Below are 25615 nucleotides of genomic sequence, written 5' to 3'. Positions count from 1 at the left end.
TTTGTGAGCCTCTTTTTTGTACAAAAAGTTATATAACTTTTTGTGTTGTTCTTTTATATGAACTCGTTCTACTCTTTGTCAATGTCCCTTTACAAAATATTTTTTAATTATATCTTACAATGACAGAAAATGAAGTAGAAGGAGAATGATATGGTTATAGTTATTCTGGCTGAAAAAGAGAAACAGGCAGAAGCTTACGCTACAGCTTTGGGACAATTTAGTAAAAAGAAAGGTGTCTATGTTATCAGGCAATCACTCTATTTTCCAGCTGAAGTTCATGTGGCGGCTGCTGAAGGGCACCTATTTGAATACAGTGAACCAGACAACTGGTCACTTAATAAATTACCTCTGACAAATGTTTCATTTAAGCAACATCTCAAAGAGGACAAGAATTCAAGAGAAAAATTTAAGAGAATTTATGATGAAGTCGTAGCAGCGGATCAAGTGATTATTGGGACGGATGCTGATAGAGAAGGAGAGCGGATTGCGTACTCTATTTTGTCGCACATACCAGGAGGCAAGGAGAAAATTTGGAAACGGCTTTGGGCAAGCTCCTTGACTAAGAAAGCTCTTCAAAAAGCTTTTCATGAATTGAAGGAACCTTCAGAGACCTATAATTACTATTTGGAAGCTGAAGCACGTGCACAAAGTGACTGGTTGGTAGGTATGAATTTATCACCTCTTGCAACGATTGATCTTCAAGCAAGAGGACAACTTCCCCGAACAAAAGGTAGCCATCTATCGGTTGGTCGAGTTCAGACACCTGCAATTAGACTAGTCTGTGAAAATGATTTAGCGATTCGTAACTTTACTCCAGAAAAATATTGGAAGCTCCAGCTGGAGGATAAGAAAAATGGGGTATTCTTCACCACAAAAGACAAAACTAAGGATAGTGAGGCTATTTTAGCCTCTTCAAGGGGGTTATCAACCACCTCTGTTATTTCTTCAGTTGAGATAGAAAATCATCAGAAATCCGCTCCACAGCTATTTACCTTGTCAGCATTACAAAGTTTTGCAGCAAGCGCTTGGAAATTTGACTCAAGCACAACAGAAAGTATTGTTGAGGGACTGTATTTGGAAGGTTTTCTCTCCTATCCACGACCAGACTCAGAATACATCAATCATTTTGAATTTGACGATTTAAAAGAAAATCTATCTGCCTATCAAAAAGCTATTAATTGTCATTTTCAGCCAGCGTTTTTGGAGCCTAGGGAAGATTATGTTAATGATGAAAAAGTATCTGGTACGAGCCACTCAGCCTTGATTCCGACTGAAAAAATTCCAAACCTTTCAAATTTAGAGACTGACCAACGACTGATTTATGAAGCAGTTGTGAAGCAGGCAATCTTGATATTTGCGGATGATTGTTATTATTCAACCAAAACAATTGAAGTAGAGAATAATGGTCTTGTTTTTAATACAAAAGGTAGAACACTTCATAAGTTAGGATGGGCTGAATGGAGTTCTCGAAAGGTACGAGGTTCTGTTGAAGTTCCTGATTATCAAGTAGGAGATAGAATTGAGACACAAGTCCAGATTATAGATGGGGAAACAAAACCACCTAAACGATTAACTGAGAGCCAATTGATTGGCCAAATATTTCCTAAATATGGCTTGGGAACACAAGCCACTAGAGGAGAAATCATTAAAAAAATTCAGAGTAAGGGCTATGTTGTCAAAGATAAAAAAACAGGTCAACTAACGCCTACCAATAAAGCCTATTTACTTATCAATTATCTCTATGACAATGAGTTCTCTGATGCAGAGACAACAGGAGGCTGGGAAATGTTTCTATCTCAAATAGGAGAAGGGGCAATCAATCCACGAGAATTTGTGGATGCAATAAAAGATAAGCTTACTCTTCAAATCAAGGAAGTAAAAGAAAGAGGTGATTAAGTGTGACTACTGAAGAAAAGAAAAAAACACCCTATTTAGATCGTTATACAGATAATCTGACAGAAAAAGTTTCCAAAAAAGCGGAAGATTATCAGGTGTACGGCCGTGATAAAGAAGTAGAAGCTGTTCAAACCTCTCTTCTCAGACGAACCAAAAACAATCCAATTTTGGTAGGAGAAGCTGGAGTTGGTAAAACAGCTATTGTTGAAGGATTTGCTTTAGCCATTTTACGAAACCAGGTATCTCCAAAATTAAAAAACTTGACCGTACGCTCTCTGGAATTATCTAGTTTAATGTCAGATGAGGATGGAGGATTTATTGTTAAGTTTAAGAAAATTATTGAGGAGATGGTAAAAACCAAAGGAGAAAATCTTCTCTTTATTGATGAAATTCATACGATTGTTGGAGCTGGTGGTTCAGATAAAGGCGCTCTGGATGCTGGAAATATTATTAAGCCAGTTTTGTCACGTGGTGAGATTCAATTGATTGGCGCAACTACTTTAGATGAATTTCATGAATATATCGAAATGGACCGAGCGCTGGAGCGAAGGATGCAGCCGATTATGGTTTCTGAACCAACAACTCCCCAAGCGATTGAAATTCTTGAGCAAGCTAAAACTATTTACGAAAACTTTCACCAGGTGTCCATTAGTTCTGATGCTGTAAAACAAGCTGTACTGCTATCGGTCCGCTACATACCTGATCAATTTTTACCTGATAAAGCCTTCGACTTAATAGATGAAGCAGCGACTATTTGTTCTACAAATGGATTGGTTCATGTCGGAAAGCAAGAAATTGCAGAGGTGCTGAAAAATAAAACAGGCATTCCTGTTACGACGATTTTGAAAGGTGATAAGGAAAGATTAGATGGTTTAAAAGAAAAGCTGTCACGACGTGTTAAAGGTCAAGATGAGGCTGTAGAGGCTGTTGTGGATGCTATAACTGTTGCACAAGCTGGTTTACAGGATCAAAGAAAGCCCCTATCCTCCTTTATGTTTCTAGGAACTTCTGGGGTTGGAAAAACAGAGCTTGCCTTGGCACTAGCAGAGGGAATGTTTGATGATGAAGAGGCAATCATTCGCTTTGATATGTCTGAGTATAAACAAAAGGGAGATATCACAAAGTTGATTGGCGATCGTCAAACTAGAACGAAAGGGCAATTGACTGAGAAGGTTAAACAAAAACCTTATAGCGTTATTCTGATCGATGAGGTGGAGAAAGCACATTCAGAAGTTGTAGATTTATTTTTGCAGGTGCTTGATGCAGGGCGCTTGACTGATTCAACTGGAAGGCAAGTGAGCTTTAAGAATACCATCATTATTATTACTACGAATATTGGTGCTGAAAAAATTATCAAGCAGTATGAATTGAAAGGGAATTTTAAAAAACTAACAGATAGGGATAAAGTTCAGTTTGAAAAGAGCATGACGTTGGAGTTGGAAACTAAATTCCGACCAGAATTTCTCAATCGAATTGAATATAAAGTGATTTTCAACATGTTAGACGAGGAAGTGAATAAGGAAATTATTGTCAAACAACTATCAGAAATCGAAGAAAGAATGAAGAATCAGAAGTTGACTCTCTCTTATGAAGAAAGTTTGGTTTCTTATTTATTAGATGTAGGAACCAATATAAAGGATGGTGCACGACCTCTGGAAAGAGTGATTAAGCATAAGGTGCTTCCTTTAATTTCTAAAGAGTTTCTGAACTTATCCGATCACAACCAAGAGTATCATTTTCATCTTTGGGTAGAAGGTGATGCACCAGATGAGCATCACCGTGAAGATAAAAGAGAAATATTGTTCGACGTCGAAGTTGAAAATAAGTCATTTGGTGAAGCATTATTTTCTTAAAACTAACAATAAAAAATGATTGTCCCTTTAAAAAATTTTTTTCAATTATCTATTATACTAACATTGTCAAAAAACAAAGGAGGATTTCTATGAAAAATTGTTTGACAAGACAACTTCAGCAAGTAAAAACAAAATCACAGATGTTTTTATTGAGCCTTTCCCTATTCCTAACAGGATCTACAGTCTATGCGGACGATCCATTTGCTAAGTCGGATAACTTGGCGAAACAAGGAATTACAAAAGTTCAACTAGTCAGTGTTGCACTATTTGGACTAGCTGCCGTTGTCACTTCGCTCATTTATGCGTTTGGTGGACGGGAGTTAAAAGCCTCGATGAAAAAACATTGGGTATCAATTGCAATTGCAATTATTGGTGTTTCAGCGGGACCAAGTATCATTGAATGGATTTTTGATTTCGTGAAAAGTTAAGGGGTGGTGATTTATGACTTTTTCACTCTTTAATAAAGGTCGCTGTACGATTACAGATGATCTATTTTTAGAAATCTCCTGGGAAGATGGAAGAGGTCCAGAGGATGATAGTGAGTTGTTTGATATCATCGAGGGATTGGATCATCTTTCTGATTTTTCTCAGCCGATTGCAAAAAGCTTACCCTACCTAACATTTCAACAGGCCGAGTTGTTATTTAGGGAGTTGAAGCAGGCGTATGGTCAGTTTCAGCTGAAAAAAGTGGCAATTGCCCATATGGAAGGAAAAAGCGTAGTGACAGAAGGGGAGGTTTATGCTAGTCCATTCCTCATTACAGAAGACTATGAAAACCTCTTGCTTCCTCTCATTCAAGCAATACTTACTGGCTCTGAATTTGCGAATTACAGCTATCAAGAAAAAAGGGAGTATTTTGAGAACCAGATTTATCCTGTATATAAACAAAGTTTGGGATTCTCCGATTCTTCTCTTCCACTGTTTCCAATCGAGGGAGAGGATACTTTACCAACTTTAAGTCGTACGTCACATCCGCCACAAGTTAGAAAACGAGCTGATTCTGATATCAACCTTGGGTCTGTTCCACCTGTTTCTTTAAGAAAAGTATACCTTTTACTAGCTTTCTTAGGATTACTGACTCTAACAAGTTTAGTCTCCGTTTTTTATGGTTTTAATCAGTTATCGAAACAGTCTGAGCAGTTAAATTACCTCTATGATAAACAAAAGAATACACAACTTATTATTTCAACAAAAAATCAAGTAGATGTATTTAGTCGTTATTTCTTGCCTTCCTATTATTCAGGCAAAAAGGAAAAACTAGTAGATTTTCTTTCTTCAGGTGATGCTAAATTTACAGCACCAAAAGAGGGGATTCTACAATCAGTTATTTTAGAGAAATTGAGCTATGATTCAGAGTCTCAAAAATACACAGTTTCATATATCCTATCTGTTAAAAGGGAGGATAAATCATCTAGTATCAGATTAACTTTCGATGTAAAATCTTCCGATTCTTCAAAATATGGTTTTGTTGTGGAGACTGAGCCTAGAGAATCCGATTATCTTAACACTAAAAATTAGAAAAGGAAAACCTCACATGAAAAAGAAACAACTTTTGGCTACTCTAGCCCTTTCAACTTTTGCTCTTATCCAAGCGGGATATGTATCAGCGGATGAAGTAAATCCAGTTGATCCGTCAACTCCAGCAACAGAAATTGTTTCACCAACTGCGCCGATTGCGTCAACTACACCAACTACAAATCCGACTGATGTAGAAGCTCCTGAAACTCAATCAACAGAGCCTTCAGCTCCTCCAGTTGATCCAACGGCTCCAAGTGCTCCGCAAGATAAGGACAATACTAGCAGCTCCAATGACAATCCAACTACACCAGGCCAACCAGCTGCCCCATCAGATAAAGCACAGGACACTGACAACGCTGCAAGTCCTGATAAAGTGTCAGAAGAAAAGCCAAAAACCACTGATCAAGCGAATCAACAAGGAAAATCACAAATCGGAACCACCTCAACTTCAACAGGGCAAGTCGTTCATGATGTGACAAAAGCGCCTATTCAGACGAATACGGGAGCCTCGATCGTGAGTACACAAAATGGTAACCTTGTTCTAGAAGATGGCTCTGTGGTTGCTCCTGAAGCTATTGGAGCTGTATCAAATGAAGATAAGACAATTACTGTCACAAAGACAGATGGAACAAAAGCTACCTTGCCTTATACAGGTGAAATTGAAAGTTCTCTAAAAGCTATAGGTGTTGGTTTGCTTACAGTAGTTGGTTGGCTATACAAGAAAAGATATTTGTAAGATAAGGAAGGTGTGATCGAACTATAACAACAGCCTGATCAATAATTACAGACTACAGTTCAAATTATTTAGAGATTCCAAACTGCTTGTCAGTTAGAAAAGATAGCTTATTAGTAGATGAATTGTTGCTACTAAAACTTTTTTTAAAGTTTATTTTTTATCAATCCTTTTTAATTTTAATTTTAATTTTTTAACATTTTCATCATTATAAGAAATCAATTTTAACTGGCAGGTGGTTTGGAGTTTCTAAATAGAACAGTGGTTTTATTCTATTAGATGAATATATCATCGGTAATGGCTGTAAAGAAAATACAAAGTCTATGATTGAATCGTGCTTGAAATTATATTTCAAATTATTTAGAGATTCCAAACTGCTTGTCAGTTAGGAAAGATAGCTTATCAATAGATGAAGTGCTGCTACTAAAACTTTTTTTAAATTTAATTCTTATTTAATTTTTAATATTTTCATCGTTATAAGAAATCAATTTTAATTGGCAGGTGGTTTGGAGTTTCTAAATAAAATAGTGGGTATATTTTTTGGAAAGGTATCAGGAATGTTTGTATTTTTTGTAAAAACACGATCTCGTTCCCCTTCCTGAATGAGATTGCGAAAAATAAATATTTATATTATTAAAAAGGAGAATAATAAATGGTAAAGTCAATGGAAACAAAGGCTTATGGATCTATTCGTAAGATGAAATCTTACGGAGCTTGCGGTGTTGTTTTAGGAATGGCAGCGCTTGGTATGGCTTTTAATTCATCTTCTGTTCAAGCAGATGAACTTGGTGTTACTGGTCAACCGACTGTGGTTGAAACAAAATCTGTGACGGAAAAAGCTACGGCTCAAGATGGTGAAGAAGGGGCTGTTCAAGAGCCTGCTTTGAAAATTTTGGATTCTAAGGATTCTAAGAAAGATCTTCCAGAAAACAAAACTGTAGAAGATCAGAAGAAACCTGATTTGAAGAAGGAAGCAGGTTCTGAGAAAGAAGTAGATCAAAAAGATGCTTCTGAAAAAACAGAAACTGTAAAAGAGGCTGATAAAAAAGCTGACAAAGAAACTAAAAAGTCTCTCAAAGAAGCTGTCGCAGAAGCTGAAAAAGCAGGTGTAACGGTTACTTACGGAGAAAAAGTAACTCACGATGATGAAGCTAAAGCTTCTCAAGATACGGAAGAACAAGTCAAACAGTTGGAAAAATTGACAAATGAAGTGCTTGAGACGAAGGCTTCCATCGAGAAATTGATTACAGAAGCTAAAAAAGCAGGTGTTGTATTTGATGGTGTTGATTCAATCACTGTTTCAAAAGGTGAAGATCTAAAAACTAGAACAAAGGAAGTAGAAGAATATTTGAATGCTTTAATTCAAAAGCAAAAAGAAATATCTTCTAAATTGGATGGTCTAGTGAATGAGTATAATTCTAAGGGTCTTTCTGTAAAAGTTGTTGGAACAAAAATTGTAGAGTTTCAGGATGCAGATGCTGAACTTCAACGAGTGAAAGCAAAATTGGAAGCTACAAAATTGGAAAGAGACAAGGTTGTGGTGCACAATGCTTTAGTTTCTGAAAGAAACAAGAGTGCGAAAGCTGTTTTAGCTAAAGATTCTTCTGCTAAGAAGAATGGAAATGTTTATACACAAACAGTTTCAGCTAAAGCTAATACAGTTGGTCAAAAGGGGAATTTAACGTTGACTGCTGATTCAACAGTTCAACTTTTGTCTGTTGAGCTAGTATCACCTGATGGGAAATCACAAAAGATTACTATTTCAAATAATGGAGTATCAAAATCTTTTGTTTCTGATAAAGCTGGTGATTATAAAGTAGTTTATACTTTTGGAGCAAAAGAAAATAAAGCAGGTTCTATGAAATCTGTTTTGAAATTTGATGGAAAGGAAGCAGTAGTAAAAACTGGCTCTGATCAGATTGAATTTACAGCTAAATCAAAAGTAGATACTACTACAAATAAGACGCAAGAGCGCAAGCCTATGACTTTTGTTGAAATCATTGATGATTCAGGTTCGCTTTCATCAACTGAAATGAAGGAAAAAGGATATAAAGGAAAAGTAGATATTCGCCGTGAACAGTTGAAAAATATCAAAACGATTATTGATACTAAATTGACTGATCAAGACGATATTTATCTTGGTTTTTATACAGGAAATTACGAAGAAACTTATGGTGTTAAAGGTCAATCTCTTGATTCAGGGGCAATTACACGTAAGTTGAAAAAAGCAGAAGCATCTAAATTGATTGGTGATTTGTTAAATGTTAAGACATTTGGTGTAAAAAATCCAAATTATAAACCAAATGCTTTGGTAGGTTCGCCTGAATCTAAAGAGCCTGAATTTATTTCACCGTTAGATAGTACAGATGGAGCATTTCTTGTACGTGAAATGGAAAAAACTTTCCGTGATTTATTCTATCAAATTAAAGATGATGATAAACTAGGATTTGAAGAAATTATTGATCGTGATCGTGACAAATCAAAAACACTTTCTGTTCTTCAATTTACAGATTTTTGGTATAACAAGGAAAGTATGGATCCAACTTTTGCGAATTGGGCAAAGAAAAATGCTAAGACATTCATGACGGTTATTGATCGTGAATTTGTTCCTGGAAAAGAACATGAAGCAACTGGTTTTAAAGCTGAAAATAGCGAGAATCAAATGAAAGCTTTAGGACACCCTAATATTTATGTTCGTAAAGAAATCAATGCTTCAACAGAATCTGATATTATTAAACAATTTGAAAATACAGCAGTTGAAAAGATTGAAGTAAAAACAACAGTAACGAAACAAAAGGGTACAGTTGAAGTTGTTGCTAGTCAAGGTATGAAATTAACTTCAGTACAGTTGATTTCACCAAATGGTACTTCTAAAGATTTACCAATCAAAGATGGAAAAGTATTATTTACAGGTGAATTGGAAGATGGTAAGTATATTGTGAAGTATACTTATACTGGTGATGGTTCAGTAAGAACAAAAGCTATTGTAGATGGTAAAGTGGTTACTGAAAAAGTAAGTAATTTAAAATCTGATGATGCAGTAGCAGGAAATTCTTCATCTAAAACGGATCAGTTAGAAGCGGTTCCTTTAGAAAAAGAACGTGTATTTGATAATACTGTTGAAATCTCTAGTCTTGTGATTAAGGCAAAAGAGCCTAAACTAGAAAAGGTAGAGACTGAAGTACATGAGGTTGCTGTTAAGGCTAAGGCGAAAGTTTTGCCTAAAACAAGTGCTTTACCAAATACTGGTTCAAAATCATCAGGATTGTCTATGTTGTTAGTAGCTGGCTTAGCTGTAGCTGGTTTGTTTGGATTCAAAAAGAAAGAAGAGAAAAATTAAAAATGAAAGAACAAAATAAAAATACTGTGAAGGGTCATGGATTCTTCCGAAAATCAAGTGCGTATGGATTGGTTTCAGGTCTTGCTCTTGGAGCAGTGCTTATCATGGGTGCTGGTGCTGTAAGTGCAGATGAAGTTGCTACTGGTGATGGGGCTGCTCCTTCAGCTCAGTTTGCTTCTGATGAAAAACAAGATCAATCTGTTGTGGTTGATAAAGTTTTGACTGAAGCAGTTGAAAAAGCTAAAGAAGCTGGGTTGACTGTTGAAAAAGAACCAACCAAAAACATTGGTACAGCTACAACTGATGAACAGGCTAAGGAGCTTGAAAAAACCGCAGAAAAAGAAGTGACTGCCCAAAAAGCTGAAATTGAGAAGAAAACAAATGAATATAAGACACAATATTCTAAAGCTGAAGCTTCTCGCAAAGATTTTGTGAAAGATCTAGCAAATAACCCTTTGTTATATTCAAGTGCATCTGCACAGTTGAATGATGCAGGTGATGTTGATTTTAATAATGGGAAAGCATCTTATGGACAATTCTCTTCAAGTAAAGGTAGTGTATCTTTCTTGAATACAGAGAATAATATTGACTTGAGTGATAAAAAACAACTTGATGGTGTAGTGACTTCTTCAGTTGGTTCACAAAAAGAAATCAATACATATTATTCTAAAGGGGATATGTTTTCTGCTAATACAAGTATTGCTGACAAGAAAAATTCAAAAGTAGTTCCTATTGAAATTGCTCAAGGTGAAACTATTACTTATAAAGTAAATTATGCACCTGATTCATTGCTTGCACAATTAGGTGTTGCTTATGTAGAAAAGAAAATTCGATTGAATGAATCTCCTTTGAAATCAGGTAAAGTAGTATTGTTGGCTGATCGTTATGGTAGTGGAAAAGGAAATTTTGTTCTTGGTGGTCTAGGGAAATTTGATGATGTTATTAAGACAGGTGATTGGTCTTATGATTTTACAAAAACATATTTTGGTAAAGATGGCAAAATTTTAGATTCAAAAGAATTAACCTCTAAAGTGTTTAATAAATTTGCTTTTGGTGGGAAAGAAATATTAAAAGCAAGTGATATTCAAGTAACTGTTGCCCCTAAAGATAAAAATGAAGAAATCTTTAATGGAGATGATGCAAAGCTAACACAAGTAAAAAGTCTGAGAGCTACCTATGGTGGAGAATCTTTTGATAAATATACACGGGTAGAAACAGTTGTAGATAATTCTAATAAACAAATTAACCCTGTTGCACATGAAATGATTTTTGGTTCACAAAAATTACGTCCTTTTGATGTTTCACATTTGGAAATTCCATCTAAACCAAACATGAAATATCATTTAGTATCTTATAAGAAGGTAACAAAGAAAAATGATGTTCCTACAAAACCAGTCGAAAAATATGGTTCTGTGACGGTAGAACATGTTACGGATAAGGGTGAAGTTTTGAAATCAACTGAAGATGTAGTGAAGAAAGGTAAGGTTGGTTCAGATTATTCAACTGAACAAGGTAAGTTTGATAAGGTTGAGAAGATTCATGAAAATGGCAAAGTCATTGAGCGTACAACTACATACAAACTAGTAGCGGTTCCAGGTAATGCTAAAGGTAAGGTTGTAGAAGGGAATACGCATGTTAAGTATGTCTACACTAAGACAGTTACTGACAAAGACGTTACCCCTAAACCAGTAGAACCATCTAAACCAACTGAACCAGCTAAACCAGCTGAGCCGGTTAAACCAACTGAGCCGGTTAAACCAGTTGAATCGCCTAAACCAACTGAGCTGGTTAAGCCAACTGAGCCAGCTAAACAAGAACCATCTGGACAATTAAAAGAACTTCCAAACACAGGAACAGCAGCAAGCATGCTTTCATTTATTGGGATTGTTTCTGGACTTCTTGGTTTAACTGGTTTGAAGCGTAAGAAAGACTAGTAATTAAGTCTTAACTAAATAAAAAATGATGACCACAAGTTGAATAAAGATTCTCTTGTGGTCTTTATTGAAAGGAGAAAAAATGCAAGTATTTATCGCTTCTGGACGTGTTGCATTCATCCCAAGCGATGCAGTAGGTCGAACTCAAAACGGTCATGTGAGTTTTAAATTTGAGTTTGTTTGTGACTCTAGCATGACTGATGATACAAATAAACCAATTTCTAGTTTCTTCCATGTGCAAGTATACGGAAAACAAGCAGAATTGATGGCTCAGAGTTTATCTAAGGGCTCTCCAATTCTCTTAAAAGGAGAAATTATCCAACGACCATATAACGATGAACAAGGTCAACGTCGAACGTATCAGTTTATTTCACCAAACCAACAAGGAGGAATCACTTTCCTTGAAAATAAGGAGGCATCTAACCGACGTAAACAGGAACAACAGGGGTTTTCTCAACCAACACCAAGTTCTATTCCTCCATCTTATCCTGAACCAATGGATGCGGATTCCCCATTCTAAAGGGATTGAAAGCATACAAGAACACTTGTGTGCTTTTTTTGTTGCTTATTTATTGTATAAAAAGTTATATAACTTATAGCACAACAATATCTTTTGTCCCTTTAACAAAGAATTTGAGATTATCTCTTAAAATATAGGGGAATTAATAAATAAAAAGAAAGGAGTGTATCAATGTCAAGACAAAAATATAATTATCTGTCTGATGAATTGATTGCAGAATCTCTTCAGGTGACCAATTACTTAGAACAAAGTCGATCTAGTCGATTGAATGTTCTTCAGTTGGATGGGGAGAAATGGTTAGAAAATTACTTTAACCGTTATGAGAAAGCCTCTCCAAGGCTACAGTTTCACATATTTCTCTTTTCGAGCTTCTATACTCGAAAAATGGAATGGTTCTTGGAAGGTGTAAGGGGGTAGTAGTTTGTTTGAGTTATTTGAAGTAGTGTTTTATACCCTTATCCAACTGATTCGAGCCAGTTGGATCAATACCTTCCTTTTTCTAGGATGCGCAGGTTATTATCTATTCAAGCTCTTCCAGCCGTATTTTTTAAGAAATTATCAAAGGTTACTAGCAGGTAAGAGTAGTCTAAGGCAAGCAATAAAAAGAGGTTGGAAAAATCGTAAAGGAATTGAGTGGAAGCAAGTATGGTTCAAATCAATTAGAGGGCTGATCAATGGGATGAAGTCAATCATACCTAAAATCTTTGCACTTGCCTCTCTCATCCTTTGGAATGTTTTCTTCAGGATATTCTACACTCTCCCTTTTGTTAAACGAGAACGGAAACGTTTTGATAAAGAAATGAAACCCATTCTTTATTTTAAAAGTTATCGTAGCTTCGTTTATATGGGATTAGGTTTTAGCTTTATAGCTTTTATCTTAACCAATTACCTGGTTACTGTTTTGAGGGCCACAATCCGCTTTCTCTATTTTAGTGCCTGGTCGTTTAAAGATGCTAGTAAGGCCGTAAACTTTGACTTAAACAGCCTCTTGTTTCAAAGCTTATTGAACGCTAAAGTCTTCTTAATAGCACCAATTTTAGCATTTCCAATCTTTCTATTGGGCTTAGTTATAGCCTGGAAATCTGCCTGGATAAACTTCGAACAGTTTCGAGACTATAACAACAATGAAGAAGGAGATGACCGCTTTGTGACGATTGATGAAATTCGTCGTCAATACAAAAAGATTCCCAATAAAGCTTTAACTTATCCAGGTGAAGGTGGTGCTCCAGTACTTCATGAGTTGACTCATGATTTAGCAGGGCAAACACTGAGAACCCAAATGTTATGGCAAAATAGAAAAATGAGCCGATACGTAACTAATGCGGAACGGATTTTAGGAATGTTAGCTTTTCCTTCAGGTTATTACTACATTGAAGATAAGCCGACGAATCTGTTAGGGATTGGGATGACTCGTTCAGGTAAAGGGGAAGGTCATATCACTCCAGCAATTGATATCAATAGCCGTGCGGAATTACAACCATCAATGGTTCTTGCAGACCCTAAAGGAGAACACTACCAAGCCTCCTACAAGCTCATGAGACAACGTGACTATGATGTGAATGTTCTTTCTTTCCAAAATATGGATTGGTCTATGTCCTTCAATCCTCTAGCTCTAGCCATAGCTGCCGCAAAGAAGGGATACTATGAGAAGACTCAAACCTATGTCAATGCAGTCGCAGAATCCATTTATCCGAAACAAAAAGGTGGAGAGAAGGGAAATGCTGAATACTTCCGTAAGTCTTCTATATCCCTATTTAACGCTCTGACAATGGCTTTGATGGATCGAGCCAATGAAACCTATCAAAATGGTGAAGACGATGCCTGGGATACTATTACCATCCCTAACGTTGCGAAATTCTTGGCGACAATGGGGTCTGAAGAAGTATTTGTAGATGGTGCTGGAGAAATCGTTGAAAATCCAAGCAGAGAACAACAAGTATCGAAGAAGTCAAAAATCACAGTCTATTTTGATAATTTGAGACAAGTCAATCAAAAACAATTCTCGAAATTTAGACAAATGGCGGATATTGAATTTCGTGCTTCAGACTTTGGTGGTGATGAGACTAAAGGGAATGTCTACTCTAGCATGATGACAGGAATCAACCTGTTCTTGCAAGACAACGTGGCCAAACTGACTTCTAAAAACTCTATTGATTTAGAGTCTGTTGGCTTCCCACGTAGATTATCTGTCAAGTTGAGATCAAGTACCAATAGTCAACTTAAAAATGAGTTCAAGCACAAAACTGCTAAAGTAACGATTACAGGATTGAAGAAATGGGGTAAAGTCGAAAAGAAAGTCGATTATGTAAATCAAGCGACGGCTTTAGTCGATGGGGAAGGCTATCTCACTTATGCCATTGAGCCTAAACTTCCAGATCAGTTTACGGTAACGATTGATTTCAATCATAAGAACAATGGCCATTCCCCTGTTCGAGATCAAGTCTTCCAATTTTCAGCTGAGAAAGTCTATCGAAAAGATGGAGATAGTCTGGAACTAGATGAGTATACCAAGAAGCCGATTTTAGATTATATCGATATAACCGTCCTTAAGAATAAAGAAGACACCCAAAATCTTCTTCAGGAGTCGGATATTGAACTGGTCTATTCAGATAAACCGAAAGTCATTTACCTGGTAACACCGCCAAACCGAACAGAGTATAATGGGATTGTTTCGTTATTCTTAGATCAGCTATTCAATGCTAACTATGAGCTTGCTCTCTCAAGTGGTCGTAAATGTATTAATCGGATTCTCCACATCTTAGATGAGTTTACAAATATCCCTGCAATTCCTCATATGGATACAAAAATTTCTATCGGATTGGGACAAAATATCCTCTATTACCTATGGATTCAAAATCTGGAACAATTGGATGATAAATATGGCCAAAATGTTGCCCGAACTATTATGGATAACTGTTCATTGAAGGTTTATGTTAAAACAACATCTTCAGACACTAATAAGAAATTTAGTGCTGACTTAGGTACACGTACTATCACAAGGAGACGGCGCTCCAGCAATATCCTGGACGAAGCAAATCCAAATGTAGCTGTTGAGAATCCAAAACAAGAATTGTTGACACCAACGCAATTGGCCAAGCTACAGGAAGGAGAAGCAGTTATCTTACGTGGGGTCAAGGGACGGGATAATGTTGGACGTAAGGTCACAACGGATCCAATCTTCCTACATGATAAGACGACCTTCCCTTATAAGTACATGTTCTTACAAGAGGAATTTGATACATCGATGACTCTTGCAGATATTCCAGTTGAAAGTGCCCACCGTGAGCTAGAGCTTCAGGATATAGCAGTTGATGCTGGTACAGCCTTTAACAACATCATAGACTGGAGGCAACGTTTGACCATGCCTATCCTCAGCAACAATGGCGAAACTCCTAAACTATCAGGTCGTTACAGTAAAGGACAAAAGGTACAATCCCAATCCTTTACTTCCACAGATGAATTATTCCAAGCAGCTGCAGCTAGTGTTATTCAAGGTGACTATGATTATTATGATGATGGAGACGACTTCTTTGCGGATGAAGTTATCTAAAAAGATGTACAATAAGTTATATAAACACTTGCAAGAAAAAAAGCTGTTTGCTATAATAAAATAAACAATGGTTAGGAGATAAATGATGAAAGCAAAGTACTTTTTAAGAATTGTTTTAGTAGGTTTAGCCTTGATTATACTTGGAGCTTGTGATCAAAAATCACCTGATTCTATTGCTAAAAATGTGCTAAAAGATAGCTATACAGGCTTTTCACCAGAACATAGTTCTGATAGTTCTGTTTTTAAGGGTGGAGTAGGAACTACCTTGAAATTTGATAAAGAAAAACGAACCATCTCAAATAATGACGGTAGAAGTGTTAAGTACAGTGTACTATCAGAGGAACAAGTAAAGACTATTCCAGCTGCTTTCAGAGGGACTATTGTTAGTTTAGAAAGTCAGCTGAAAGGAAAGGATAACTTTACAATCGCTGTTGGTGATAATGCAGATAAGCCTGAGGATGCAGGTGCCTATTATCAAGTCGTCTTGACTGAGGGGGGTAAAAAAATCCGAATCATTGAACTCCTTCGTGGCTATAAAGAGGACAATGCTTTCTATGATTTCAATGGAACAGCAGATTAATAAAAGTCTCAATTACTTGAGACTTTTTTTGTTGTCAGAATTTCATTGTCCCTTTAAAAACGATTTTGCCATTATTGAATATGATAGGGGTATCTTAAAAAGAAAGAAGGTATCTTTAGTGCACTATCAAACCTTTTCAGATTTGGTGAATGAGGTCAAGAATCTCAATGGTGAAATCACAGGTGAGAATGCAAAAAAGCTGGCAGAGTTCTATTCCTATTGGAATAACTATTTAGAACCGACTCCTGCATTTATGGCATTTCTCACCTATTTACCAGGAGGGATTGCCAAGGCTCTTTATCAAATCACTTCCAGTCTAGAACATGTTTTTAATAATATGTTTAAGCTCTTTGGCCTCTTCGGTTATCTGGGCGACCAGAAGACGATTATAGGCCAGTTCTTTTACTGGTTTCAGCTATTGGGGACGTCCTTGTTCACCCTGATTTTGGTCGTGTCAGCCGTCGCAGGAGTTTTTACTAAGCCAGTAAAGTATAAGGGGGTCATTACGAATTTCCTTTTGGTGACTGCTGTAACTGCCGTATTGCCACTAGCTTTGACCACTATCTCAACAGCAGTGGCACAGGATGCCATGTCTATCCAGACAGTCTCCAGTGAAGCGCCATCTGGCAGTAAACCGACTTCCTCCTTGGCTCTTCAACCCATGAAAAATAATGTGGTAGACTTAAAAGTCTTGATCTACAAGGATTTTTCTACGGAGTTGTTTCCAATGGATGATTATGGCTATATCAAGCCTGTTCAAGAGGGATCTACCCCTGTCAATAATATCACGGATAACCCTGAACAGCGGGACACGACTGATTTTGCGACCAAGATTGATTTTGGGGCAAACTATGGTACAACAAATCCAGAAATGCTAAAGAGGATGCAGGAAGACGACAAAATAGCAGGGATTAAGGGCTTGTTCCTCCATAAGTTGAATTCTAATAACACTGGAGTTGAAAGCATTACAGAACACCGCCTCATTAATCAATTGAGTGCTTTTGAATCCGTTTATATGCGTTATAAAGTCAACTGGATAGGGATGTTTCTTCAGTACATTATCCTTGTTGTTCTCTTGGTCAGCATGATCATTAAGCTCGTCAAATCAGTTTTTGATATTCTGATTGAAGCAATGATTTCTCCGATTCTTGGTTATAGCTCCCTATCAAACTCAAAGAAATACAAAGAGTTGTTAAGAACGATTGGTGGTGCCTTCGCAGGAATTTTCTTTGAAGTTATTATTATGCGTGTAACACTTGAGATTTTCAGAGATTTGCCAATCCTATCTGTTTCAGCAGTATCTAAGCTTTCTGGCGGATTCTTTGATGGGCTGAACATGTGGGAGCAGTGTCTCGCAGCTGCCTTTGTCTATGTGGGCGTATTCTTTGCGGCAATGCAAGGAGTGGCCATGATTGAACGCTGGCTTGGAGTTTCAACAGGACATAGCGAAACAGCTCAACAATTGCTTGGTGCTATGATGATGGGCAATGCCTTTGCGGCTGGAGCAGGTGGTGTCTTCAATGGGGGTATGGCGCTTGGTCAATTTGGTATGGATATGGTTAAAAAAGCTCCAGATGCCTTATCTAAAGGAAGCCAGATCCTAGGAAATAGCCTTGCCAAAACTGGAGGTGGTATTCAAGGTGCTTTGAACTCTGTAAAAGACCAGGGCTTGATGAATGCGGCCAAAGGTGGTGTAAGTAATATGGTTGATTTGGCAGATGTAAAAGGGCATGAAGCATTTAATAAAGTTAAGGGAAGCCTCGGAGGAGTTTTAAATAATTTGGATGATAAAGCTGTTTCTGCCCAAGAGGCTACATATAATGCTTTGAAGAACGATGCTTATGTACAAAGAGGTGGTTTCAACGGTATCTCTGGTAATGATAATGAGTTTACGCTCGATCCATCTGGTCAAAATGGAGGAGAACAACTGTTCCCAGATTCATCAGGTGATTTAGGAGGAGCTCCTTTCATAGATTCAAGTTTTTCAGCTGGAGAGACTGAATCAGTAACAGTTGATGTTAAATCACCATCAAACGGCTTGATTAAAGATCCAACACAACTGTCTGCATCCGAACCATTAAAATCTCTTCAGAAAGAACCAAAACTTGAAGCTAAAAAAAATCTTCGACAAAGTGTGCACCAAATGAATTACATGAACCAACAAATGCAACAAGCAGGACAGCGTATGCAGGGAGGACGTCATATCACAGGTGCTGAGAGTGACAACGAAGAAGAATAGGCTGCACTATGGATCTAACAGGAAAGAACATTGTTATCACAGGAAGTCTACGTCCTTTAACTCGAAAAGAAGCCATACGATTTTTGGAAAGTAAAGGAGCTGTCGTGCAAAGTTATATATCTAATAAAACAGATATATTGGTTTTAGGACACAAGCAGTTGAACCTTTTTGATTCAGATAAAAGGTCTAAAAAGCATGATGCAGCGCTTAGAAGAATATCAGAAGGTCAATCCATCACTTTCCTTTCTGAAGAATCATTCTTTGATTTAGTCAAGAAGTCTCAAGATTGAGGCTTCTTTTATTGTGCAAAAAAGTATATAACTTTTTGTACAATTCTTTCCTGGAAGATAATGGCAAAAATACTATTGTCCCTTTAAAAGATATTTTCGATTATTCATTATAATGTGAGTGTCAAAACAAATGTAAAGGAGAAATCAATGTACGGTGAAAAATACGGTGTACCTAGAGATATCTATGCCAAAATCAAGATTATAGGCCTTCTTATCCTAGATATTGCTTTTGTAGGAATTACTGGCGTAATCGCTTTGAGCGTTGGCCTAAAGATCTTTCCTAAAAGCCAGTGGATACAGATGTTCGCATTCATTTTGTTGACACCAGTCATGAGTTTATATCTTGTATTGCCAGCCAACGGTGGCAAAAAGAATTGGCACAGCATGTTTCTTTTCTTCAGACGAAGAAGAAAACGTTATATCAGCTTGAATTATATCAGAAGGAGAAAACCTTAATGGCGATTAAACAAATTCAATCCCCAAATAATGAGAAACGTCCGCTGGGACGTATTCAAGAAACGAAGAAACAAACGCAGGAATATTTTGATTTACATTCTTGCGTTGAGTTGTTAGATGTAAAATCAATCATTCCAAACAGCCAGGCTTATATCCAGTTAGTTGATTATGGCTACTTGCAGCTGATGGAGGTACCAGGTAAAGATTTAGGATCGATGTCTTATAACGAAGTTATGAGAACCATTGAAAATTTTGAAACCTGGTTGACTCGATTTGGACCGAATATCCAAGTGGAGACGACAACTTTACCAACAAATACTGACACGCAAATTTCTGACTTACGCCATCATTTGGATTTAGTGCGACAAGATATGTCTAAGCTATCAGTAAACGAGAGACGTTTTTTACAACTCAAGGATCGTGAAATTTGGCTTCAAACCCAAATTAAAGTTGAAGAAAATATCCGACAAGAAGTCTATAATACAGAGTTTATATTGTGGTTATTTGCGCCTACAACAACCGAATTGGACGAATTGGTTCGGAAGGCTAAAACCTATGGCAATAATGATTTTGTTCCGCAAGATATCAGCTACAGGAAGAAAATTCAGATTATAAAGCAATACAACAATATGAATGAGAAAGTGTAGGAGAGATAGCATGCCTGATTTATCAAAACGTAGACAAAGACAACTAAAAAACGAAGGATATGACCTTGCCTTTCTTAGCCAGATTCAACCGCAAGGAAATATTGATTTTCAAAAGGATGACCGCTCTTGGATAAGTGGAGATGGATACCATACAGTCTTACACTATTATGAGTATCCGACTGAAGGAATGGACCGCTTTTGGCTCTCCGAATTGTTATTGATTCCTGGAACACGTTCTTTCCTGTCACTATACAAGGAGGATAATAGACAACTTCAAAAAGAGATTGAGGGCTCTATTGAAGAGAAGTCAACACGGATTACAAACAATAGTAAACTAACCAACAATCGGAAAGAACTAGATGAAATTGACAATCTGAATAAACTAAGCCGTGAAATTGATAAGCAAAATATAGCTATGTACGGGATGTATATTCGTGTCTTTGTGTTTGCATCAACCAAAGAAGAATTATTTAAGAAGGTTGAAGAGGTCAAAGACAAAACGTCAAAATTCAAATCCACTATTCTATCTGGAGAATTAGATTTTGAATACCATGCCCCATTTATTCCAGCCGAATATCAGATTGATTTGCCCAATCATCGAAGAGGAATACCGACTCCAGCTCACTCAATAGCTGGGGGATATTTCTTTAATCATACGAAGCTAGAAGATGAGAAGGGTTTCTATCTGGGATGGACTCCAACAAACGGAGCGGTAAATTTCAATTTTCTAGAACGTGACGAGAAAAGAACACGATCCTTTATGATTCTATCTGGAAATCCAAAGATGGGACAACGATCTTTTCTTATGAAACATACAGACGGTCTCTATGCGAAGGGGCATTATATTCGTAACTTTGATGCTACTGGTCAGTTCCTTGATCAGACACGAAAACAACATGGATTGATTCTTGATTTATCAGGTAAAGCTAACCGTATCAATATCTTCCAGGTATTTCCAACAGTAACCAATGAAGCAGGAACTGAAATTGATAAGAAGAAGTCTTACAACCTTCATATCGAGAAATTGAAGAGTATCTATAAGCTCCTGAATAATGAAGTGACGGGAGACGATTTAATCACATTTGGAACTCTCTTGAATGAGTTCTATATTGAAGAAGAATTGTGGGCTCGGAATCCTTCGTTGAATCCAGAAAAACTGAAAGCGACGGATATTGTGAAGGAAGAGTATCCTATTCTGTCTGATTTTATTTTGTTTGTGGATGCCTACAAACGTCGGCTAGAACAGAGTTCTAGCACGGATACGGCTGAAATCAAGGCTGTTAAGCGTATTTACAATACGTTTAACGAACTATTGACAACAAACGCAGAAATTTTCGAGGGAACAACAGAATTCCAAGATATCTCTTCAGAGCAAGTTGTGACATTTGACTTCTCAGGATTGAAGAACGCCTCTCATTTGTTAAATGTTCAAATATTCTCGGTTCTTTCACTTGTCTCAGCTGATATTGTTAATAATGGAAAACGTTGTAAGCAATTGCTGAAGAGACAGCCTGACTTAACGGAGATGGATATGCAGCACTATATTGTTAATATTAGTGGAGCACAGACACTCATTAATCCTAAGCATGAAAGTAGTGTCAACCTTCTGGCCGATATGATTGATACAATGGGGGAAAACTTTGCTGGTGTTGTATTGTCCGTTAATTCTCTACGAGGGATTCTGTTTGAGACAGGGATTGGCACTCATAAGGATCCATACGTGACGGCAGTCCAGAGGATTTTTGGTCTGATGCAATATAGAGTTTTTGCTCAGACGGATGAAACCAGTGTTCCTCTACTAGCCAACGCCTTATCTGGCTCAATGAATCAGTCTGAACTAGAGACTTTGCCTCGTCTTGCGAGAGGACAGTTATTTATGAATATTGCAGGGGTAGGAAATTTGGTCTTTAACCAACAGCTGTTAGCTCCTGAAGTTGAGCGCTATGGTGGTATTGAATAAGAAAGGAAGTTAAACCAGAATGGCCAAAAATAAACTAGGAATGATTGCCAGGACTAAGCAGAGATTTGATCAATACGTATTGATTCGTAAATATCGCATGCAACAAGAAAGAGATTATTTCGCTTCAGAGGGAGAATCTGATCCGAAACGCCTGGAAGCACAAAAAGAACGAGATAAGGAGTTTTTGAACGGTCTCAAGAAGATTGGAATAGGATTTATTGTATTTTTAGTTTTTTATGGAATTTTGCGAACGATATTAGGATTGTGGTAGATAAGCGAGGTATCCATGAAAAAAATATTTAAACTGAAGATCCTCATTCCTTTTGTGGCTCTCCTATTAATTATCAATGTCGGGATAACCATGTTAGTTGGGATAATGGGAGCTGTAAGCAATAATGGAAGAAATGATTGTGGTACCGTCGAGACAACATCTTCAACCAGCGACTCAACAGTTTCTTCAGCTGATGGTTCCATCGATGACTTTGTAAAAAAGCATAAGGAAGCCTATATCCTGTCTTGGAAGGCAGGAGGTTTCCTACCTTCAGCCTCTATCACTCAAACAATGATAGAGAATGGCTTCAATTTTACGAATCCTAATGGTACTTCCTTCTGGAAAGCTCACAATATGGGAGGTGTTAAAACCTCTAGCAAAAGTAATTTTCCAGTTACTCTTGCGACGTATGGTGAAGATAGTGTTGATTTAAGTGGGACAAAGCCTGGAGCGAACGTTGGAGACGGCACAGGAGGAGCTTATACTTGGTTCTCTAGCTATGATGCAGGTATTGTAGGGAAAGCTGAGTTTATGGCTCACCAGACACTTTATAAAGGGGCTATAAACAATACAAATGGTATTGCTAGCCTATCTGCTATAGCAGATGGTGGATGGGCCACAGATGGCACTTATAAGAGCAAACTAACTGATATGTACCAAAAACTAGGTACGAAGTATCAGTGGCTTGATAAGGAAGCTATTGCTGCTCACGGTGAGAAACCTTATGAAGGATCCAGTACACAAGATATCGGTTCTTCAGATAGTGCGGTGTCTTCTTCAGCTGAAAAAAGTGGATGTGGAGAATCAGGTAGTAGTACCGATGGAACGGGAACTGTCCCTTCAGATGCGACTGCATGGGGGTATAAACCAGAAGACTTACCAGATAGCTTGAAACCATTCATTATTGATCCTAAGAGCTTAGGTATGGATTATGCCAAATCCACAGGATGGTATAATCCTGGAAGTGACGAGTATGCTGGACAATGTGTGAATCTTACAATTAGTATTGGAAATCACATATGGGGTCATTCTGGTTCAGTTCAAGGTAATGGGAAAGATCAGGCAGCAGCCTGGGCATCAATATTTGGAAATTCAGTTAAGTCAACACCCAAAAGAGGTGCTATCTTTTCTACACAGGTAGGAGGCGGAGGCTATGGTCATACAGGAATTGTATGTCATGTCTTCGAGAACGGATCTATCTTATTTGTAGAACAAAATACACCTCTGAGTGGATGGGATCAGTTCAAAACTCCATATACATGGAATTATCGTATTTGGACTAAATCACAACAACAAGAACAGGAAATATCTTTTGCTTATCCTGATGACCGAGAAGCTAAATTAAGTTCAAATTAAAAGGAGTATATGAGATGATTGATTGGATAAAGGAGAATATGGTTGTATCGATTGTAGCAGGTATTCTATTGATTTTGGCAGGAATAGGGATTGTATCGAGTTTCAGGCCATCTCAACAAACTAAAATAGAGGAACCAGCTCAAGTGAGTTCTTCAGGAACCGCTCAAAACGAATCGTCTTCCCAAGAGGAAACCACAGACGAGAAGCATTATCGGACAGCTAAGCTAAAACTAGAACGTCCCTATGCAGAGGGAACACTAGAAGATAAAAAGGAAGTGTTAAAAGCCTTTGAAGATGCAGTAGCAGATATAAAAAAGACGAAGTTTCTGCCAAATGTCAAGGGAACAATCGAGAATCATTTATCTATGACACAGAATGCGATGGTTCAAACCTTTGCGATGGCTATTCTGACGAATCAGTATGATTTCCAACCTGAACAATTGGAAGTGATGCCAACTGAATCAGATGATGTTATTCAATTTTTGATTGTTCTAACTAAAAACGGAGAAGAGAACAGCTATTTCGTTGGAAATTTTAATACTACGGTTCAACAAATCCAGCTAAAAGCCTATGTTGGCGGAAATATAGGTGGTACATACGGCTAACAAGTTGCACAAAAAGTTATATAACTTTTTGTGCTTTTATATTGACAAGTAAAGTTGTTTTGGGTATAATTAATTATATAAAAAGTTATATAACAAAATACACAATTATCCAAGGAGGGAATCATGAAGATTCAAACTACAAACTTAGGAAAAGGTGGCGGTGGTAAGACTACAGATACCTTTAATGAAGGGGATTGGTTGGCACGTGTTAAGGGGCTTAGAACACTACTTATTGATGGAGCTTGGGAATGCAATTTGACTAGAACATTTGATGTAAAATGTGAGAAAACCATCTATGATATATTTACGACTGGAGAGTATGAGATTGTTCCAATATCAGAAAATCTCAGTTTGATTTGTGGTGATGAGCGTTTGACAGATGAGCAGTTAGATCTTGCTAGTCGAAACAACAAATATCTCCAGTTGTTTATGTGGTTTAGCGAACATTACGAAGAGTTAGAAGGACAATTTGATGTCATTCTGATTGATACGCACAATGACGAGAGCCTAGTTACGGCTAATTTTATAGCTGTGTCAGATATTGTCTTGGCTGTTTCTGATGCCTCTCTTAATGGTTTTCGTGCCTGGTTATCTTTGAAAAATTTTGTAGACTTCATTAAGAGCGAAGCTATCGAAATCATTACTAAGAAAAGCTATGTTAAAGCAGAACCTTATCTTATTGGGAATAAGATTAAGTATGTTGGAAACAATGTAACAGACACTTGTAAACAATTTTTAGAAGTTGTTGAAGAAGATTCAGCTTATCTGGGATCTATCCAGGAGAAAGAGCTCATGGCCAAGAGTCTTGTGATTAGTCAGAGTGTCTTTGAGCAGCATGAAGAGATGACAGCTAACCAAAAAGAGACACATCAAAAGTTTTATGATAATATAAACTACGTATATGAAAATATTTTGAGTGTGTTAGAAGGAGAGGTAGCATGACAGAGAATCGATTCGCACAAGTAAAACAAACATTCCAAAGTACACCAAAGAGAGAAAAGACTTCTTCATCTAGGAAACAAAATCAGGAGACTAGAAAGTCTCCTGAAAGCTATAACAAAAAGCAACGTTTTCCTTTCTCTCTGCATCATAATGTTCGATACAATATGTTAGATGCTTTAGTAGAGTATCACGGTGAAAAATCAGCTTCATCTTATATTGAGAATCTGATTATAAGAGAATGGGAAAAGATGCAGAGAAAAATTAAGCAATGAGATATCAGAAAGGATGATTTTTTATGATAGATTTTAGTAGAGAAATAAAGAAGAAAAATGACAATGACGATGAAGAACCAGAACTAGGGAAAGATTATATTCATGATATGAAGAAAAAGAGAGAGAAGGAGGAAGAGGCAAAGAAAAAGTTGACAGATCAAAAATTGATTAATAAGTGGGAAAATCTAGAAGAAGAGTCGATTTCAAAAAGAGAAAACGAAGAATTTGGCATGGAAAAATGACAAAAGGAGGTAATTGAAATGATTTTCGTAGATATAAAAAGGCTTGTTCAACTCTTCTTTATTTTTCTAGGAGCTATAGCTGTCTATATGTTCTATAAAACATTTGGGCTTAGTATGGTGTTTCTAATTGTTTTAGGATTGGCTGTTTTAAAATTCGCTCCAGCTTTCTTTCCAGTTGTATTATTACTGTATTTTGGTCTTCACTTTACAGGAGATTTTTCCTTTATTGCAGATGGAATTGTGACAATTCTATGGAGTATCATTTTGATTCCAATGGCTATATTCACTATTGACATGAGCAAATCCTACTTTAGTAAGAAGGAGAAACCCTGGTATGACCAATGAGAGTTTATCTGAAAAGATAGACTCTTTTTTGTCAGAACAAAGGATTATTTGAACATTCAGGTCAAA

At 37.1% G+C, this 25615-nt stretch carries 23 protein-coding genes; all 23 read left to right on the top strand.

Translation table 11 applies throughout. The features are described 5' to 3' along the window. The first annotated feature begins 150 nt into the window (after positions 1-150). The 23 genes from O3633_RS04795 to O3633_RS04685 all read left to right on the top strand — a co-directional run bounded on the left by O3633_RS04795 (position 151) and on the right by O3633_RS04685 (position 25549). Positions 151-1896: a type IA DNA topoisomerase gene (locus tag O3633_RS04795; RefSeq protein ID WP_371620571.1), complete on the top strand. Its 1746-nt coding sequence runs from the start codon at positions 151-153 to the stop codon at positions 1894-1896. A gap of 2 nt (positions 1897-1898) precedes the next feature. Continuing rightward, the gene (locus O3633_RS04790; protein WP_371620570.1) at positions 1899-3749 is read left to right on the top strand and encodes an AAA family ATPase; all 1851 of its coding nucleotides are present in this window, start codon (positions 1899-1901) and stop codon (positions 3747-3749) included. Between the two features lie 89 nt (positions 3750-3838). After that, on the top strand, positions 3839-4177 hold the full coding sequence (locus O3633_RS04785; protein ID WP_371620569.1) for a conjugal transfer protein TrbC: 339 nt from the start codon (positions 3839-3841) through the stop codon (positions 4175-4177). A gap of 13 nt (positions 4178-4190) precedes the next feature. Continuing rightward, entirely contained in the window at positions 4191-5267 is a 1077-nt protein-coding gene (locus tag O3633_RS04780) for a hypothetical protein (protein WP_371620568.1), read from the top strand. A 16-nt stretch (positions 5268-5283) separates the two neighbouring features. Then, a complete protein-coding gene (locus O3633_RS04775) occupies positions 5284-6003 on the top strand; it encodes a cell wall anchor protein (RefSeq protein WP_371620567.1) in 720 nt (239 codons plus the stop codon). A 649-nt stretch (positions 6004-6652) separates the two neighbouring features. Next, a complete protein-coding gene (locus O3633_RS04770; RefSeq protein ID WP_371620566.1) occupies positions 6653-9340 on the top strand; it encodes an LPXTG cell wall anchor domain-containing protein in 2688 nt (895 codons plus the stop codon). Between the two features lie 2 nt (positions 9341-9342). Further along, positions 9343-11274 (top strand): MucBP domain-containing protein, encoded by a 1932-nt coding sequence (locus tag O3633_RS04765; protein WP_371620565.1) that lies wholly within the window; start codon positions 9343-9345, stop codon positions 11272-11274. Positions 11275-11356: 82 nt separating this feature from the next. Next, the gene (locus tag O3633_RS04760) at positions 11357-11794 is read left to right on the top strand and encodes a single-stranded DNA-binding protein (protein WP_371620564.1); all 438 of its coding nucleotides are present in this window, start codon (positions 11357-11359) and stop codon (positions 11792-11794) included. Positions 11795-11965: 171 nt separating this feature from the next. Beyond that, a complete protein-coding gene (locus tag O3633_RS04755) occupies positions 11966-12211 on the top strand; it encodes a hypothetical protein (RefSeq protein ID WP_371620563.1) in 246 nt (81 codons plus the stop codon). Positions 12212-12215: 4 nt separating this feature from the next. Beyond that, complete coding sequence (locus tag O3633_RS04750; protein WP_371620562.1) at positions 12216-15344, top strand: VirD4-like conjugal transfer protein, CD1115 family; 3129 nt, start codon at positions 12216-12218, stop codon at positions 15342-15344. Positions 15345-15426: 82 nt separating this feature from the next. Continuing rightward, on the top strand, positions 15427-15924 hold the full coding sequence (locus tag O3633_RS04745; protein WP_371620561.1) for a hypothetical protein: 498 nt from the start codon (positions 15427-15429) through the stop codon (positions 15922-15924). 118 nt (positions 15925-16042) lie between these two features. Beyond that, positions 16043-18163, top strand: coding sequence for a pLS20_p028 family conjugation system transmembrane protein (locus O3633_RS04740; RefSeq protein WP_371620560.1), 2121 nt, complete (start codon positions 16043-16045; stop codon positions 18161-18163). A gap of 8 nt (positions 18164-18171) precedes the next feature. After that, on the top strand, positions 18172-18453 hold the full coding sequence (locus O3633_RS04735; protein WP_371620559.1) for a BRCT domain-containing protein: 282 nt from the start codon (positions 18172-18174) through the stop codon (positions 18451-18453). A gap of 147 nt (positions 18454-18600) precedes the next feature. Beyond that, a complete protein-coding gene (locus O3633_RS04730) occupies positions 18601-18909 on the top strand; it encodes a DUF5592 family protein (RefSeq protein WP_006154524.1) in 309 nt (102 codons plus the stop codon). Next, on the top strand, positions 18909-19556 hold the full coding sequence (locus tag O3633_RS04725) for a TraC-like domain-containing protein (protein ID WP_371620558.1): 648 nt from the start codon (positions 18909-18911) through the stop codon (positions 19554-19556). Before O3633_RS04730 ends, O3633_RS04725 begins: the two co-directional genes overlap by 1 nt. 10 nt (positions 19557-19566) lie before the next feature. Beyond that, entirely contained in the window at positions 19567-21516 is a 1950-nt protein-coding gene (locus O3633_RS04720; RefSeq protein ID WP_371620557.1) for a putative type IV secretion/conjugal transfer ATPase, read from the top strand. 19 nt (positions 21517-21535) lie between these two features. Continuing rightward, entirely contained in the window at positions 21536-21787 is a 252-nt protein-coding gene (locus O3633_RS04715) for a hypothetical protein (protein ID WP_001107251.1), read from the top strand. A 15-nt stretch (positions 21788-21802) separates the two neighbouring features. After that, entirely contained in the window at positions 21803-23143 is a 1341-nt protein-coding gene (locus tag O3633_RS04710) for a CHAP domain-containing protein (protein WP_371620556.1), read from the top strand. Between the two features lie 14 nt (positions 23144-23157). Further along, positions 23158-23748, top strand: a complete 591-nt coding sequence (locus tag O3633_RS04705; protein WP_371620555.1) for a hypothetical protein — start codon at positions 23158-23160, stop codon at positions 23746-23748. 123 nt (positions 23749-23871) lie between these two features. Then, positions 23872-24690 carry a ParA family protein gene (locus O3633_RS04700; RefSeq protein WP_371620554.1) on the top strand — a complete coding sequence of 273 codons (819 nt, stop codon included), beginning with the start codon at positions 23872-23874 and terminating at the stop codon, positions 24688-24690. Further along, positions 24687-24962, top strand: a complete 276-nt coding sequence (locus tag O3633_RS04695; protein WP_371620553.1) for a hypothetical protein — start codon at positions 24687-24689, stop codon at positions 24960-24962. Before O3633_RS04700 ends, O3633_RS04695 begins: the two co-directional genes overlap by 4 nt. Before the next feature lie 23 nt (positions 24963-24985). After that, positions 24986-25204, top strand: coding sequence for a hypothetical protein (locus O3633_RS04690; protein ID WP_371620552.1), 219 nt, complete (start codon positions 24986-24988; stop codon positions 25202-25204). A gap of 18 nt (positions 25205-25222) precedes the next feature. Then, entirely contained in the window at positions 25223-25549 is a 327-nt protein-coding gene (locus tag O3633_RS04685; protein ID WP_371620551.1) for a hypothetical protein, read from the top strand. The last annotated feature ends 66 nt before the right edge of the window (positions 25550-25615 follow it).

It is taken from the genome of Streptococcus sp. 27098_8_22, assembly GCF_041432415.1.
In the GTDB taxonomy this organism is placed as follows: Bacteria; Bacillota; Bacilli; order Lactobacillales; family Streptococcaceae; genus Streptococcus; species Streptococcus pseudopneumoniae_M.
This window is presented reverse-complemented; position numbering and strand designations above follow the sequence as displayed.